Here is a 16401-nt window from a genome sequence, read left to right as displayed (position 1 = left end):
GGTTGACGGATTGAAAAAAAGTTCCGCATCGGGTCAAACAGGGTATTAGATGTTTTATACATCATCCTGATTCAAATCCTACTAAACTGGCGAAGCGTATGTCGGACCGTAAACCACTCATCATTTCTGGAATTACTGGCGATTGGGAGGTGGTCATGGGCCTTGAGGTTCATGCTCAAATCACTTCTAAATCAAAGCTGTTTTCTGGAGCGTCCACCCATTTTGGGGCTGATCCAAACTGCAATGTTGCACTTGTGGATACTGCGCTACCGGGCATGTTGCCCGTGATTAACGAGTTTTGTGTTGAGCAAGCTGTGAGAACAGGACTTGGGCTGAACGCTCAGATCAATTTGTTCTCTCGTTTTGATCGCAAAAACTATTTTTACCCAGACTTGCCTCAAGGCTATCAAATTTCTCAATTCCAATACCCTATCGTTGGTGAGGGGGAAATTGAAGTTGAACTGGAAGACGGATCTAGCATTACAGTTGGAATTGAACGCCTCCACATGGAGCAAGATGCTGGTAAATCCATCCACGATCTTGACCCTAACGCGACTTATGTTGACCTGAACCGGTCAGGCGTGGCGCTGATGGAGATCGTTTCCAAACCAGATATCCGCTCGCCTAAAGAAGCATCTGCTTATGTCAAGAAACTACGGTCTATCGTGGTTGCGTTAGGCACATGTAATGGTGTCATGGCTGAAGGTAATTTGCGGGCTGATGTAAACGTGTCGGTTTGTAAAGTGGGTGGCTACGACAAATTTCAAGAAACAGGTGATTTCTCTCATCTTGGAACACGTTGTGAGATTAAAAACGTCAATTCGTTCCGCTTTATTGAGCAGGCTGCTGAATATGAAGCGCGCCGTCAGGTGGAAATTATCGAAGATGGCGGCGTCATTGATCAGGAGACACGTCTATTTGATGCTGAAACAGGTGTAACGCGGTCTATGCGATCAAAAGAAGATGCGCATGATTATCGTTATTTCCCTGACCCTGACTTATTGCCACTCGTTCTGACGCAAGAATATGTTGATAAGATCAAGGCAAACCTGCCAGAGTTGCCAGACCAGAAAAAGCAGCGCTTTATAGATGAATATGGCCTCAAAGCTTATGATGCAGGTGTTTTATCAGCAGAGTCTGATAAGGCGGCTTTCTTTGAAGAGGTGGCTAAAGGGCGCGACGCTAAAATGGCTGCGAACTGGGTCACTCAGGAACTGTTTGGTTACCTGAACAAATTTGATCTTGAATTAGAAGACAGCCCTGTTTCTGCAAAGCAATTGGGCGGGCTGATTGATTTGATCGCGAACAAAACCATTTCTGGTAAAATCGCGAAAGACGTCTTTCAGAAACTGATTGAAGAAGATGATGCTAATCCTGCAGCAATTGTTGAACGTGATGGCTTGAAACAAGTCACAGACACGGGTGCAATTGAAAAAGTGGTTGACGAAATCATGGCTGCAAACCCAGACCAAGTTGAGCAAGTAAAAGCGCAATTTGCTGAAGGTCATAAAAAGCCTAAAGCACTTGGCTGGTTTGTGGGGCAGGCGATGAAATTGTCTGGCGGTAAAGCAAATCCGCAAGCCGTGAATGAAATTCTAAAGAGCAAACTTGGTATTTAGTTTCCAATTGCTGAAATAGAAAAGGGCGTTGAGTTTATCACTCAACGCCTTTTTTTTGGATTAGATTTTGGGGATTAGTACCGGCGATAATAACGATCATTGTGGTCGTCATGTTCAGAGGCGATGATACCGACCACCAGCCCTATAATTGCGCCTGTTGCTACGGAGGCTAAGATCGCGTCACCATTATCTCTGTCGCGAACCCAATGATGACCGCGCGGCGGTTCATGTAAGCCATAGCGACCATAATTGCTAATCACGATACTTGTATTTGCACGGTTATATCTTCCACCTATATGGTAGCGCGTTCCAGAGTGATTTGGACAATATAAATGGTCATATCCTGCATGATAATGACCATGCTGCCGTGTGCCGTAAAAGCGCCTGTCACGGAAGCTTCTTGGGTTGTAAAAACCGTTTATATGAGTTGCGCTACGATAAACGGGTGTTGTGCGGTGTTTTTGATAAACAGCCGGCGGACGCGTGTTTCTATTGTTTTTATAGCGATTGTCATGGCTGTTATGGTTGTTGTAGTTTTTGTCTGCATGTTGCCACTGACGATCATAATCTGAGTTCCGGTAAGCGCGATCATTGTTATTGCGGTTTGAGCGGTTGTCGCCACGATAATCATTACGATCTGCGCGGTTACCTGCGTTCCGGTGATCATTATGCTTTCGGTTTTGGGATACGCGTTGAGCTGAGCCTTTACGCTCTGCATGGTGGGCACCAGCAAGCTCTTGTTGACGGGATGATCTCTCGTAGTTTTGAGCAAATGCACTCGGGGAAATAGCAAGGCTTGTGGCGACGAGGCCAGCGATGCTAAACGCTGAATACATTGATTTTATTGAAGCCATGAACAGGTTCTCCTGTTATTTTTCAAATAGCGCTGATAAGTCTATAAGAATGTAAACGTACATTCATGCGCTAACTTAGCTAAATTCTGCGGCCCTTAGTATGAACTGAAGCTGAACACATCTGTTCATAAACATCACGTTTTCCTGAGTGAAATGCAGGATTTGTGCTCGTATTGAAGCAATATTATAGAGGCCCTGCACGGCTTAACACTATGACAAATATAACTTTTACAGACATTGAACCGTTTTTGGAGGAGAGCTTTATTCGCGCAGGTGGGCCTGGAGGTCAGAATGTGAACAAGGTCTCTACTGCTGTTCAGTTAAGGTTCGACTTTCTCAATTGTGATACTATTTTTGAAACCACTAAGCGCAGAATGAGAGCGAAGCTATCTTCTAAAATCACCAAAGATGGCGGGATTATTATCAAGGCGCAGCAACACAGAACCCAACAATTGAACCGAGAAGATGCCCGTGAGCGTCTGTTGAGCATGCTTAATGAAGCTGCTCATCGGCCAAAATTTAGAGTCGCCTCAAGACCTAGCCTGTCAGCTAAACGTAAACGCACTGACACGAAAACAAAACGTGGGCAGGTTAAAAAATTACGAGGACGCGTAAATCCAACTGAATGATTGGCTAAATGCTAGATTAGGCCGATTTCTTTTAATCTTTGCAGTAGGAAATCGTTCGCAGAGATTGATTGTTCATACCGATTAGGATTTTCGTCAGATATGCAGGTTTCTAGGGTTTTGATTTCAAAATCTGGTCTAAAATGTGCGAAGAATGGTGTGGAATATCTGGCAAATTTTGAGCGCTCTGGTTTTGGGTTCACAACACGATGAAGTGTTGATGGCAATATGTGATTTGTAAGACGCTCCAGCATATCACCTACATTGACAACGAGACATCCAGCTGGCGGTGTAATAGGGAGCCAAAGACCGTCGCGGTCTTTGACCTCTAGCCCACCTTCCTCAGCACCCAAGAGAAGAGTGATGACGTTAATATCACCATGTTCTGCGGCACGCACAGACCCCTCTGGAGGTGGCGTCTCCTGAGCTGGATAATGGAGCATGCGAAGTATGGAGTTTCCATCCCGCATTGCATCATCAAACCAGTTTTCTTCAAGACCCAGATAAATTGCTATTGAAGACAACACTTTTAAACCAAGTTGGTCCAATGCTTCAAACATAGCGTATGTCTGCTGATGCCAATCAGGTATTTCATCTATGGAGATGTTGGGCGGCATGATGTCTGAATAGGGATGACCTTCGGGTAGATCCCGCGCAATGTGCCAGAATTCTTTTAGATCTACATGTTTTGCATCTTTTGCAATTTCTTGTCCGAATGGGAAATAACCGCGCTGACCTTCAGGTGTATGTTTATACTTAGCCTTTTCAACGTCTGACATTGCAAAAAATGTTTTTGTGCGTTCTAGAGCTGTATCAAGCACATTTTGGTCCAAACCGTGATCTGCAAGAACCGCAAATCCATAACGCTTAAAGCTTTCACCGAGTTCTTTTGCAAATGCTTCTGGTGCATTTTCACGCTGAGACATGGATACAGGGGCAATAGCGGACACAACAGCGTCAAGGGACATCAAACTTCTCCAGATTCAAGTAGGGGCCTTGTTTAGAGTGAATTAGGCCCTTTGAATACCATATCTTTTTACGGGTTATATTTTTCTTTTAAAGATCGCGTTATTGGTGTTTGGAATAATGGTTTGTTTTGGCAATTATAACAGTTTTGCCCAAAGAGGGCACCTTCAGCACGAAACATCAAGCTGCATGCGCTGTGTTTTGGAATTGAAAACATATGTGACGATATAATAGGGATGCAGACATATAAAGGCATTGGCTCTGAATATTCACAGTAGAGCCCGTCTGAAATTGGTTTTGATATATTAGGTAATAGAGCGATGAAACAAATTTGGTGGGGATTGTTGGGGGCCGTTTTTTCTGTCTGCACTATTGGCGGTGGATATGCCTATGTACATCAGAGTGAAGATTCACAATCTTCCTATTCCGCACACCAGCTGGCGCTTCCTGAAAGTCCGATTTCGCGCTGTATCAATATGGGGAATGCTCTTGATGCGCCCAATGAAGGCGATTGGACATACATTATTAAAGATGAGCATCTGCAAGAAATTGGCAAAGCAGGTTTTGAAACTATTAGATTACCGATTAGGTGGTCAGCTCATACTCAAAAAGAAGCACCCTATATAATAGACCCAGCCTTTTTTGCGCGTGTAGAACATGTCGTCAATGTCGCGCTTCTAAACGGTCTGAAGGTTATTATTGATGTGCATCATTATGAAGAAATCATGCAGACGCCATCCGCACATATTGACCGTTTGGATGCAATGTGGCGACAAATATCCAGAAGATTTCGCGGGCATGGCGAAAATATTATTTTTGAAGTGCTCAATGAGCCAATGGCTGAGCTAACGAGCAAAGAATTGATCCCATTGAATGCGCGAATGGTTGCAACCATCAGAAATAATGCTGGAAGCGATCCTTGGATTATGCTCGGCGGAGATCATTGGGGAAATTTCTCTGGCCTTAAAAAAATGCGCTTTCCTTATGATCCGCGTATAATCGTGACTTTTCATGATTACGGTCCGTTTGAATTTACGCATCAAGGTGCAAGCTTTACTGCGAAAGATTATCCAACAGGCAGAGTGTGGGGGACAGAGCAAGAGCGAAAAGATGTGATTTCCTTATTCAGTGAAGCTCGTCAGTTGGGGGCAGAGTTGAGAAAACCAATTTTCTTAGGAGAATTTGGCGTTTACAAACGGGTTCCTGAAAGCGAACGCGCTAAATGGATTAAGTATTACCGTCAATCTGCAGAGGATGCCGGCATTGGTTGGTGTTTGTGGGATTTTGGTGCTGCTTTTGCCATCTATGACGAAGAAACCAAATCTTGGTCTCCGCCTATTTTAGAAGCTCTTTTTGATTAACAGCTGAAGCATTCCTCTGGTTGATGCCCAATTTTATTAGCTGCGTTTCTTCGTAGTACGCGGTGGTAGCGCCCAATGCGGGGCGCTTAAGAGAGGTGTTTGTGAGTCTGTTGCGACTTTGCGAGCAATAAATGCGTAAGCAGTGAAGAAATAGAATAGGGATGATGCATGCGAATTTTGTTGCATCAATATGCTTTCTGACAAGGAAAATAGAATTATTTGAAAAAGCATGAGAAAGACAAATGGGCCATGTTTGCCTGTTGCCAGATATGCAGCTTTGCCTAAAGCAAATAGTGAGATGCAGATAATCAGGATTAATCCAGGGTATCCTATAGCCAATCCCACTTCCAGCCATCCATTATGGGCTGTTGGCACGTTCCATTCCAGTGTGTTCACGATAAATGCAACTGGACCATCAGGCGTGACCCAGAATGCACCATATCCATAACCCGTCCATTTTTGCTGATTGATTAAATCAATAACGATAGCCCAAATGCCTGTCCGACCGGTAAACGTCAGGTCTTTCCCAATCAGCGCAACAACAGTTTCAGGCGAAATGGATATTATGGCGTAACCGATACCAGCTAAACTCAGGCCACCCCAAAACGCTAAAAGTCCTAATATCGGTGTGCGGATCGCGATGCTGTAGAATAAAAAACCTAAATATGGGATTAGCGTTGCAATGAGCGCCGTTTTAGATGTGGAACCTAAGATGAGCATCCACGTTAAAGCTAGACCTAACCACCATGCTTTTTTGTTCTGACCTGCTGGTGTTTTTCTATCGAAATATACAAGCGCAAGGAATATTAGGTTTGCGCGTGCCATTTCACCGCCAAGATGGTTTTTCTCGGTCATGAAACCGCGCCACGCTCCAACGTGTAATTCCGAGTGGACACCTAGGTGAGGGGCTCCAAAAATAAGAAGAAAATTGAGGATACAAATCGTTAGCCACGCCCAGCCAATGATCCTTAGTGTGTCGACTAGGGGGGCACGTATCGCAAGATAACAACCGAACATAAAGCTGAAGCTAAGTGCAATGGCACGCCGCTGTGTTAGGCTTGGATCTAAAGACCAGTTTGCCGAAGCGACTGCTAAACCTAATAACAAAATTATGGGCCAGAATTTTAAGCTCGCACTTCCTAGCTTTTTTATATTTAGCCCCAATAACCCAATCAATGCCAGATATGCAGGAAACCAAGAAGCCCGCGCTATTGGTCCTGGGTCAGGTGCTATCATGCTTTGTGTTTCTGCGGCTCTACCTAAGAGTATCGCAATCCATAGTCCTGAGTATGTTAAAACAATGAAGAAAACTAACGCACGTTCGATCCAGTACAGAGGTCCATTTAATGAATGTGGGCTGTTGTGCCATTTTGAAAGGCACGTGTCGTTGTTGAACAACTTTTCTGCTCCGTTATATGGAAAGATGCGTTGAGGTTAATACAGCATGATCATTCAATTGTTTTGCACCTTCTTACAAGGGTGCAATCTCAGCCCTTAATCCAAAATGAAAGTGATTGAGCGCAGATCTAACGTATCGGCATTGGTCTTAAACAAAACGAAAAATCACCATCCAATGGTGTTGGGCTCCAGTTTTTTTCAAATTCTTCAACGCGGTAAGGTGGATAGAAGCATCCGTGCGCATGGGCGTAATCGGTTGTTTTTATGTTGGATGGTGTGATGCAATTCTCCAAAGCTTTTACAGTTTCTTGGGAGGCATACGGAAGATGCACTTTCATGAGTTTCATTTTAGACGCAATTTTCCGCGCAGCCGAAATGAGTTCGGGCAGAATTGTGTTTTGTGATTCTGGTAGTGCAATGAGATCTATAATGCTGAGTATTGGCGGTGCTATTTCAGACTCTTTAGATATAAGCCCTATCAGCCAGCCCTCGATACCGTCACCTCGATCATATGTAATAAAGATAGGAGGGGTTTGTGCGTCGGGGTTACTTAAAATCCAATCGAGGGTTGCTTTGTCTCTATAAGTGAAAATGCCCTCATTGCTGCTTAAACGTGACCAGAACAAGCTAAGCGCGGTTTCATGCTGGTGATGGTCAGCTATCAAAGATGTATATTTCGGCAACTTGATTTTATCAGTTGGAGGTGCCGTGTAAGTTGAAAACCGTTCTACACCATTGCGGGCTGTTTTGAAATTTGTTTGGATGTGATAGCGGCGTTTCAGGCCAGCTTGAATTTGCAGCGCTGGATTCGTGATCCATTGTAGGCTCATTCGAGCTGCCTGCCCAAAAATTGGTACGTTATTGTATCCCGCTTTTTGAGAAATGCGAGGGTATATGCGAGCTGCTATCTCATTATTGTTGAGTGTGTAAGTCCCAAAGCCGACTTTCTGATGGAGCAAATTCACCATTAAACGAAAGCCGGCGCTTAGATGATTAGGGTGTGCCACCAATGAGTGACCAGTCATTGCCGTGAGTGTTTCCCCATTTTGAGAAAAGCGCTTTATACAGCAGCCAACAAAACCATTAAGGTCACCATCTTTGCCAATACTAACTATTCCTGGTGGAATTTCACCTTGAGCGGGATTGTCTTCAAATAGCCATTTCCATCCAGCTTCAGAATGCTGTGTGAACCAAGCCAGTCCAAGTAAATGGTTGATCTCGCCAGTGTCCTTTAATGTGGCAAATCTGATATTGGGTTTGGGGTGCATATGGGTTCTGTGCAGAGCTTGGATGGCTGGGAACGCCGTGAGGGGCGTCGGTGGGCTTGTCGTTTGTTTGTTTATCTTAGTCCATTGATCCTGCAAGACTTAAGCCATAGATATCGTTCTCTCGAAGATATCCTATGTTTGGTAAACTATATTTTAATTTTGCCTAACATGGTAAATATAATGTCTTTGAATTTTTGGATTTGAAGTAATGATTTGATAATTACTATTTCTATTTAAATAACAGTAAAAGAAAATTCATGTACAACTAGCCGTTTTGAAGTATTTACTGATGTAATTAACTATAGATCAACAGTAATTTAGTTCACTGCATACATCGCCGGAGAAGGTGATGGTTTATGGTGGATAGGCTCTTTGATCATGGGGAATAACCCGACACAGAGCCTCATTGTCGAAGGAATGACAAAAAATGGCTTATGCTGATGCATTGATCGAAGCTCCTGAAGCGAGCTTAACAAACAAATCTGCTGGTGAAGAAATTTACCGTGTGGGACTTATGTATTCTACAGGACTAGGAGTTGCCGTTGATTACGTTGCAGCACACAAATGGTTTAACCTTGCCGCTCTTAAAGGTGTTCGTGATGCACGTGAGCAACGTCGCGAAATGGTTGACTACATGTCATCTTTAGAACTTCGTCAGGCACAACGTGCTGCCCGCGAATGGATGCAAAAAGCACATTAATTTCGGTTGTGATGCCTAGTGTTTAGTTCAGCAATCTGAGTTAGAAGGCGTTGTCTTTTAGGTTGTAGAAGAATGAAAAATCAATTGGCAATGCTGATAGTACGTATTGCTGTATAAATTTGTTTTCATTTGCTATGCGGCTGCGGGATACAAACACGACGTCAAACCGTTTTAATGGTCCAATGTCTAGATTGCTTGGGTCACGAAGAGCATTTTTTACGTCAACAACGCGGGTCATGATTTGACCATTTCGATCGCGACGTAAAATAATGACTTGTTCAGGTTTGGAATTATCGTTCCAGCCACCAGCTAAGACAATGGCTTGCAGCGGATCAATTTGGCCCGGCAATGGAAATACGCCCGGATTATTGACTTCACCACCGACGAATATTTGTTGGGACGCAAATTCAACTGGCGTGACTGTGAGAGAGGGATCCACCAATTCTCTAGCATAGATGCGTTCAAGAATTTTTTGTAGTTCGAAAGCAGAAAGATCCGCGACAACGACAGGGTCCATGAGTGGAAGGCTTATCCGACCATCCGGTGCAATAACGACTTCTCGGTCCAATTCAGGTGCTTGTCTGAAAGTTATGTTTAACTTATCGCCTGGGTAGAATCTGTAGGCTGCATCATTTTGCGACCATTTTGAGAAAGTCGTTGATTGAAAAGTCGGCGCGCTTGGTCCCGGTTGAGGGCTAGAGCATGCCGATATTGACAGAACAGCGAGTGCGAGGATGGATGCGTTGTTTTTCATCATGGTGCTTTCTTAATGCATCCGTTTTGGATAATGAAATATTAAGGCAAATCAAGCGACAAATGAACAAGTTGTTTAGATAAAGCAGAATCAGAATATGATGCAAGACAATCAAGCCACCCAAATGCCTGTCCGGCGCGAACAACGCGGTGTGAATTTACGCGTTCGTCCACGTTTTGGCGTGGGCGATATATTCTTGCAATTGTGGCGATCACTTTGGATTATGATATTGGTGTTTCTGCCTATCGTGATACTGGGTGTTCTGTTTGCTATGACCATGCCCAAAACATATACGGCATTCGGCACAATGCAGGTCACGTTGGATAAGCAATATATTTATGACCCGCTTGTCGGAGATGCTGGACGTGGTGTTTCTATTGAAACTGAGGCAATTGTTAGTGCGGAAGCTGAGAAAGCCAATTCCCCTATATTAGCGCGTCGCGTTATGGATCAGATGGGGATTGGACACATCTATCCTAAAATTGCCCAAGAGATAGCAGAAACGAATGACCCTGACAAAATTCGAAAATTGGAAGCCTCTGCATATGATGCTTTGAACCAAAATTTTGGTGCATCTCACGGGGTGAAATCACCCTTGCTTACTTTTGTCTTTAAGCATGAAGATCCAATTGTTGCCGCCGAGGTTGTCAATAAATTTCTGGAACAATTTGTCGACTATAGAGAAATTCAAAGTGATCAAGATGATATTGCGGCTGTGGCTGGTCAAAGATATCTTGTGGGTGAGGCCTTAAGTGAAGCCGAATCATTGCTACGCGACTTCCTTGTTGAAAATGAAATTGGTGAATTTGATACTGATCGATTGTCTGTTGGCACGACATTGGTGAATTTACGCAATGAACTTTTGACCGTTGAGGCATTGGTAAAAGAAGGTGAAGGTCGTTTGAGTGGCTTGCGTGCTATGCTGCCAACTACGCCAGAAACGATTGCGCTAGAAGTTGAGACAAATGCATCACAACGTGTGCTGGACCTCCAGTTAGAGCGTGAGCAATTATTGCTAAGATATTTGCCTGATAGCCGCGCTGTTTTAGAAATAGATGCGCGTATAGCGAGTATGAAATCACTGTTGGAGAGTGATGATGGCGGTGTTCGTCGAACTGGTCCAAACCCAGCGTATCAAGAATTAATCTCTACAATCACGAATGTTCAATCTGATTTGAATGCGGCAACGTCTCGCGCGGCGGAGTTAAAACGTCAGGTCAATGAAGTGTCTCAGCGACAGAAAGAACTCGTTTTGTTGCAACCAGAATATAAGAAACTTCGCCGAGAGCGTGACGTGTTGGAAAGAGCGATGGTTGAATTGGCAACGAGAGAGCAATCGAAAAAAGCAGAAGTTCAGATTTCGGAAGGTTCAAGCGGGAGTGTTGTAATCGTCGATAGGGCATTACCACCATCTAAAGGTTCGAGTATGAAGATACCGATTGTTTTGGCATCAGGGATGTTTGCTGGATTTACTGCATTAATCGCGGGCTTACTTGTTGCATTTAGTCGTAAAAGTCTCTCAACGCGGCGTTCAACTGAAAAGACAATAGGGTTGCCTGTCATTGGTGTGACATCGAAGCAATAAGACTAAGTATTTGTTATTTAATTAAAAAATATACTTTTCAAAAAGTTAACTTAGTTTTTCTATGTTGAAACCAATTATAGCGGCAAAATAAGATGTAGTGAATTTGAGTGATGAAAGACTTACGAAAAGATTTAACTGAAACTTGGCGTGTCGCAACACGAGCACCAGTGGATAATGGTGGTCGTACGATTATGTTCATGTCTGCTATGGCAGGCGAAGGCACATCGAGTGTGGCTGCTTCTTTTGCTATGTTAGCGGCTCAACGTGCGCGCAAGGGTGTATGGCTGATTGATCTAAATCTTATGGATGGTCGGTTATTTAATGCTTTTGATCGCGGCGGCGATTTTGTTGATTCATTTGGTCAGGTTGGTCCAGCTCATAACGCTGAAATGTCTGGCGCTTCCTTTTTTTCTATCTCACCACCACCACCGCCGCCACCACCTGGTAAGAAGAACGATGCGGGGCTTTTTGTAATGCATCGTGTGGCGGATACTAAATTACTTGTGTCTAGGTTTCGAAAAGAACGTTTAGAATCAAGCGCTCGCGTGCGTGTGAAAACGGGAGCGGACTACTGGAAAGCCGTTAGAGAGATAGCTGACTGGGTCATTATCGATGCACCTGCGTTAGAAACATCTTCAGCGGGTTTGGCTATCTGTTCGCAAATGGATGCAACTGCTTTAGTTGTGCGAGCTGATAAAACACCTGCGACTCAGGTGTCCAAGCTTGGACAAGAAATTGAAGGCCATGGTGGCACATGTATGGGAATTGTTCTCAATGCAACCAAAGCAGATGCCCGATTAGCGGATGAAATTTCAGGCTAATTTAGGTTGAGCGTAGCTTAACTTATTCTCAGTTTGTGAGTTTGGTTAAGTTGCGCTTTTGATAACTTTTTTGCGCTTTTTCTTATCGGGAATATCCCCATAAAATTGCAGAATAAATGGTGGAAACCAGAGGGGTTTTCCTAGTCCTCTTACAGCTTTATCCAACATATATGCGCGTTTGGGATGCTTGATTGCAAACATCGCTAAGGCAGAGATTCCATAGATAATAAACTGACCTGTCCCGATAATCATCCACATCAATAGGCGTGGAATATCAATGCCGTCATTATTGCGCCAGCAATTGGTGGAGGGCCCCTGTCCATAGGCGAATGCACGCCTCAGTGTATAACCTAAATGTGCACGTTTTTCGGGGACGTGTTCATCAACAATTGCATTATGTGCCCAGCCAAATGTTTCACCATGCTGTTTCACACGAGCAAAAAGATAGTCATCTTCGCCGCCAGTTTCATTGGCTATCTTATTGAAAAACGGCTCATTTTCAGGGAGGCAAGGTTGAATGCGATCCAAATCAAGGAAAGCATTTCCACAGCCAAAAGCTTCATCAATTAGTTTGGTTTCGCTTGGGCCTTTGCGAGAGAAAAAATCTTCCAGATATTGTTTGTGCGCGGGAGGCGTGTCGGTTGGAAGCACAGTTTCGACAGGGCCAAAAATGACAGCGGCACCGAGCTTTTGATGAGCTGCGACTAAATTATCTAGCCATCCATTTTGGGCAGTTTCATCATCGTCAATGAAGGCAATTAGACGAGAATTTGCTACAGCTAGACCAGCATTTCGTGCATTTGATACGCCCGGAGTGGGTTCACTGACATAGTTTATTGGTACGCTAGTGTTGAGTTTGAGTTGTTCTACTGTGGATTTGGCGCCGGCTTCGGGTGAGTTGTCTGCGACAACGATTTCAGCCGTTTCCAAAGCAGCATCCGTCATATTCAGAATGCTGGTAATGGCATTTTCCAAACCGTCATTGCGGCGAAATGTTGGAATAACAATACTGACTTTTACGGATTGGTTCATGAGATTAGGCCGTAGCTTCTTGCTGCCTCAGTTGGCGTTGAAAGCGTTGCGCCTGCTGCTTTAGACAGTTGGCACAATTCTTCGACGATCCCAGTTGTGGTTCCATACGCAGTTGGCTGAGGTGATACATCATGTGTAAATATAATCACCCAGCCGCCAGTTTTGCCTGCTTCTTCGATAGCATTTATTGCTCGAATGCGTGTGGCTGGATTTTCGTTTAGTTCAAAACACCGCAATTGAGCGAGATCAACTTTTCCAACATTAATTCCGGGAAGAATACCGCGACACAGATCAAACTTTTTGAATACTTCTTTTTTGGTATCAAAAAGGGTTTCTCCATAAGGGTATGCAAAACTTGTGGGCCGTTTTTTTAAGCCGGCTTCCATGAGCGCAGAAATATTTGCGTCAATATCATTTAAGACAGTTTCACGTTTGCTTTGCGCGCAATCAAGGTGACTGTGGGTATGCGCGCCAATTTCATGTCCACGGTTTTCAAGGTCCAACATGGTTTTGATATCGTACATGTCCCCATATGCGCCGTGTGTGCCTATCATTTTTGTGCAGGCATAAAATGCTGCGTGCCCATCATGAGATTCGAGGATGTCGGCACCATTGACCGCCGACATTGGAAAATCATCAAATGTGTATGATACATGAAATTGTGTGTTGCTCACATCAACTGGCGCAGCATGTCTCCATTGTGTCATGCGGCGTTTTAATTTGGCGGGAAGGGTACGAGAGGGTGTGTAATGCCAATCAATCATGAAGAGCCTCCGCATATATGGTTGCACGCCATAATTTTAGGGCGAGACCTCTAACCTTTATTGGAAAAAAGTGCGCTGTCGCAATGCTACCAGTTATGGATTTGATCACGGGCTTGAATGGTATCGGCGCTAGCTTGTTAGCAACTTTATATAGACTTGTTGATTTTAAAGCGTCGGGATGTTTTTCAATCGCTTTTTTAAAATTAGCACCCGATTTGCCATATTTTTTCATGAGATCTCGATCAGTATCAAGGCCTAAATGAGTGGCTGTATTATCTATGTGGAGAACTAGATAAGTCTTGGCGATACGCAATCCCCAATCGACATCTTCCCAGCCCCATCCACTGAATGTTTCATCAAAAGGGACTTCTTCAAACAGGTCTGCATGGGCAAGAACATTACTTGTGAAAACATAACGCCCAGGTTCTGTGTTGCGCAGCTTAGAAGACATGCATTCTGATTTTTCAGCTTGCCACCGATGCAAAGCATATTCTGGGGCCGTTGAGGCTTGCTTAAGTGAAAACCCGCCGACGATAAGTTTAGGGTCGGGATGAACTGATATTTCTTGGATGTAATTAGTCAGGAAATCTTCGTTATCGGGAAGCATGTCGGCATCAAGGAGCAATACCCATTTGCATCGCGCATAGTTCAATAAACGATTTCGCGCGCCTGCACGTCCAATATTGTGTTGTGCAGAGATGATCCGAACTGGAAAGCTGGCCTCAGCTGCGTGCGCCGAAATTTTCTCAATAAGTGTGCGGTCTCCGCCGCCATCATCATAAAGAATAAATTCGATGTCTTCGACATTTTTGCATTTGGATAATGAGGCCAATAAAGCTTCTGGATCGTCTTTATAGCTAGGTACAAGAATAGACAGCTTTTGGTTTGCCTTGTCTTTCCAGTGCGGGTTATCGACCACGATTTCGCGTGGGGTTGTCGTGTCGCGAACGGGTGGGTTGGCGCTAAGTTGGGGCGTTGTGTTCATATTGGATGCCTAGCGCTGTGTTTTTGAGTCGCCCAAAAGGCAGGGAGCAGTCATCAGGATGACGTATAGATCAAACCAGAATGATGCTTTTTCCATATATTCCATGTCCAAACGCACGCGATCTTTAACAAGCTCTGCTGTGTGGACTGGGCCGCGAGATCCATTGATTTGTGCCCAACCGGTTAAGCCTGGTTTCATTCTGTGACGATGAGCGTATTCAGCGACGATATTGTGGACTTCAACTTCCTCGGTTGTCATGCCAACGGCATGGGGGCGAGGGCCGACAAGTGACATGTCTCCAACTAGAATATTTATGAGTTGGGGAAGTTCATCCAAACTTGTGCGACGTAAGAAGGCACCAATGCGCGTGACACGTTTATCATTGCTCACGGTTTGGATGACTTTTGTGCCATCTTCAGCCGCTTTATCCGGGTGCATAGTCCGAAATTTCCAGACACGAATAATCTGATTGTTAAAACCATGACGTCGCTGTCTAAAGAAAATTGAGCCTTGGCTATCTAGTTTGATCAAAGTTGCAATGATCATCATAAATGGCAAGAAAAGTATGAGCATGGCGCTTGCAACCACAATATCTAAACCGCGTTTGATCGCGGCACGTCTGACATCTTTGGGCGCACCTGAAACATAAGCTGCGGGTGTATCGACCATATTGGCGATTGAGGTTTTCTCTGGACTAAACCCGTCTAGGTCCAGCATGAGAATCACTTCTTGAGGCAAAAGGCGTAGACGATCTATAAGGGTACGAACACGTTCTTGTGCGGTTGATGTCACTGTTAGGATAATTCTGTCGACATCAGGAAGTTTATCCCATTCGAGTAGATCATCGACTTTCCCAATGACCGGAACATCCGCGATTGCTGCGGGTGCGCGATCTAGCCTGTCTTCAAAGACACCTAGAATATTCATCTCACGTTTTTTGCGATTTTTTTCGATTAAATCAAAAGCAGCAGGGGTCGCACCGACGATAACGACATTATCTGCAAGCGCGCCAGAACGCGTGAGGGAACGAAGAAGAGCGGCGTAATGCGCGTGCAATCCCAAATAGCCACACAAAACAATTGCAGAAATTTGGTAAAGCTGATCATCACCAAGATTGAAAACCAAACTAATGATGTGAACAAGTGCCACCCCAAGGCTTGAGCCAAGCAAAACACGTCCAATGTGTGTAAGTGGATGTTCATCAAATGCAAAACGATAGGCACCCGTTATACGCATGCCCAAGAAGGCAAATAATGGCGCTGCTATGTAGGGCAGAGAAGTTCTAAGGTTTTCGCTTAGCAGATCAATTTTTAAAAGATGACAAGCAATAAGAATAATTGCAAAGCCGGCGGTAAAATCAAATATGCGCAGTATAAAACGTAGACCAGAGCGATCTATTGGAAAACGTTTGGCGGGTTGATCAGGTTGTGTATTGTGTAATTTGTGTTTTTCGCTTTTGTGCTGGCGCAATTTTGCAATACGATATGTATCGTTACTTGCATTATTGTCCGGATCCATAGCGTCGAGGCTCATGCCAGCGATTTCCATTACAAATTTAAACATTCACGAAGAACACAGAGTGTCTCCATTTACCTTGTGCAATACAACCTAGCATGAACACTTCAAAAGAAGGCTAGTATGAGTAATGCTTCATTGCTTATAGGGTAA

General features: G+C 44.2%; 15 protein-coding genes. 6 read left to right on the top strand and 9 right to left on the bottom strand.

Translation table 11 applies throughout. The features are described from left to right. Positions 1–98: 98 nt before the first annotated feature. On the top strand, positions 99–1619 hold the full coding sequence (gene gatB / locus HBAL_RS09920) for an Asp-tRNA(Asn)/Glu-tRNA(Gln) amidotransferase subunit GatB (RefSeq protein ID WP_015827811.1): 1521 nt from the start codon (positions 99–101) through the stop codon (positions 1617–1619). A 74-nt stretch (positions 1620–1693) separates the two neighbouring features. Here the strand turns inward: gatB and HBAL_RS16370 are convergent, their stop codons facing one another. Next, positions 1694–2473, bottom strand: a complete 780-nt coding sequence (locus tag HBAL_RS16370; protein ID WP_015827810.1) for an RcnB family protein — start codon at positions 2471–2473, stop codon at positions 1694–1696. Between the two features lie 212 nt (positions 2474–2685). On the opposite strand from HBAL_RS16370, the gene arfB reads away from it, so the two are divergent. After that, complete coding sequence (gene arfB, locus HBAL_RS09910) at positions 2686–3102, top strand: alternative ribosome rescue aminoacyl-tRNA hydrolase ArfB (RefSeq protein WP_015827809.1); 417 nt, start codon at positions 2686–2688, stop codon at positions 3100–3102. 11 nt (positions 3103–3113) lie between these two features. Here arfB and HBAL_RS09905 read toward each other — a convergent pair whose 3' ends face one another. Beyond that, entirely contained in the window at positions 3114–4067 is a 954-nt protein-coding gene (locus HBAL_RS09905; protein ID WP_015827808.1) for an isopenicillin N synthase family dioxygenase, read from the bottom strand. Between the two features lie 318 nt (positions 4068–4385). On the opposite strand from HBAL_RS09905, the gene HBAL_RS09900 reads away from it, so the two are divergent. After that, complete coding sequence (locus tag HBAL_RS09900; protein ID WP_015827807.1) at positions 4386–5426, top strand: glycoside hydrolase family 5 protein; 1041 nt, start codon at positions 4386–4388, stop codon at positions 5424–5426. A 36-nt stretch (positions 5427–5462) separates the two neighbouring features. Here HBAL_RS09900 and HBAL_RS09895 read toward each other — a convergent pair whose 3' ends face one another. Then, positions 5463–6662, bottom strand: coding sequence for an O-antigen ligase family protein (locus tag HBAL_RS09895; protein ID WP_233356663.1), 1200 nt, complete (start codon positions 6660–6662; stop codon positions 5463–5465). Between the two features lie 290 nt (positions 6663–6952). Next, on the bottom strand, positions 6953–8092 hold the full coding sequence (locus HBAL_RS09890; RefSeq protein ID WP_015827805.1) for a hypothetical protein: 1140 nt from the start codon (positions 8090–8092) through the stop codon (positions 6953–6955). Between the two features lie 427 nt (positions 8093–8519). Here HBAL_RS09890 and HBAL_RS09880 point away from each other — a divergent pair, with 427 nt between their 5' ends. Continuing rightward, positions 8520–8792: an SEL1-like repeat protein gene (locus HBAL_RS09880; RefSeq protein WP_015827804.1), complete on the top strand. Its 273-nt coding sequence runs from the start codon at positions 8520–8522 to the stop codon at positions 8790–8792. A 40-nt stretch (positions 8793–8832) separates the two neighbouring features. Here HBAL_RS09880 and HBAL_RS09875 read toward each other — a convergent pair whose 3' ends face one another. Continuing rightward, positions 8833–9549: a polysaccharide biosynthesis/export family protein gene (locus HBAL_RS09875; RefSeq protein WP_015827803.1), complete on the bottom strand. Its 717-nt coding sequence runs from the start codon at positions 9547–9549 to the stop codon at positions 8833–8835. Between the two features lie 94 nt (positions 9550–9643). On the opposite strand from HBAL_RS09875, the gene HBAL_RS09870 reads away from it, so the two are divergent. Together HBAL_RS09870 and HBAL_RS09865 are read left to right on the top strand one after the other, a co-directional pair. Next, positions 9644–11131: a GumC family protein gene (locus HBAL_RS09870; RefSeq protein WP_015827802.1), complete on the top strand. Its 1488-nt coding sequence runs from the start codon at positions 9644–9646 to the stop codon at positions 11129–11131. Between the two features lie 110 nt (positions 11132–11241). Beyond that, positions 11242–11952 carry a P-loop NTPase family protein gene (locus HBAL_RS09865; RefSeq protein ID WP_015827801.1) on the top strand — a complete coding sequence of 237 codons (711 nt, stop codon included), beginning with the start codon at positions 11242–11244 and terminating at the stop codon, positions 11950–11952. Positions 11953–11997: 45 nt separating this feature from the next. Here the strand turns inward: HBAL_RS09865 and HBAL_RS09860 are convergent, their stop codons facing one another. The 4 genes from HBAL_RS09860 to HBAL_RS09845 are packed head-to-tail and all read right to left on the bottom strand — an operon-like array spanning position 11998 to position 16266. Next, on the bottom strand, positions 11998–12984 hold the full coding sequence (locus HBAL_RS09860; RefSeq protein ID WP_015827800.1) for a glycosyltransferase: 987 nt from the start codon (positions 12982–12984) through the stop codon (positions 11998–12000). Then, positions 12981–13748, bottom strand: a complete 768-nt coding sequence (locus HBAL_RS09855; protein WP_015827799.1) for a polysaccharide deacetylase family protein — start codon at positions 13746–13748, stop codon at positions 12981–12983. Before HBAL_RS09855 ends, HBAL_RS09860 begins: the two co-directional genes overlap by 4 nt. Further along, positions 13741–14733, bottom strand: a complete 993-nt coding sequence (locus HBAL_RS09850; protein ID WP_015827798.1) for a glycosyltransferase family 2 protein — start codon at positions 14731–14733, stop codon at positions 13741–13743. The genes HBAL_RS09855 and HBAL_RS09850 overlap by 8 nt, the downstream gene beginning before the upstream one ends. A gap of 9 nt (positions 14734–14742) precedes the next feature. Further along, a complete protein-coding gene (locus tag HBAL_RS09845) occupies positions 14743–16266 on the bottom strand; it encodes an exopolysaccharide biosynthesis polyprenyl glycosylphosphotransferase (RefSeq protein ID WP_149037402.1) in 1524 nt (507 codons plus the stop codon). Between the last annotated feature and the right edge of the window lie 135 nt (positions 16267–16401).

Source organism: Hirschia baltica ATCC 49814, from assembly GCF_000023785.1.
Taxonomy (GTDB): Bacteria; Pseudomonadota; Alphaproteobacteria; order Caulobacterales; family Hyphomonadaceae; genus Hirschia; species Hirschia baltica.
This window is presented reverse-complemented; position numbering and strand designations above follow the sequence as displayed.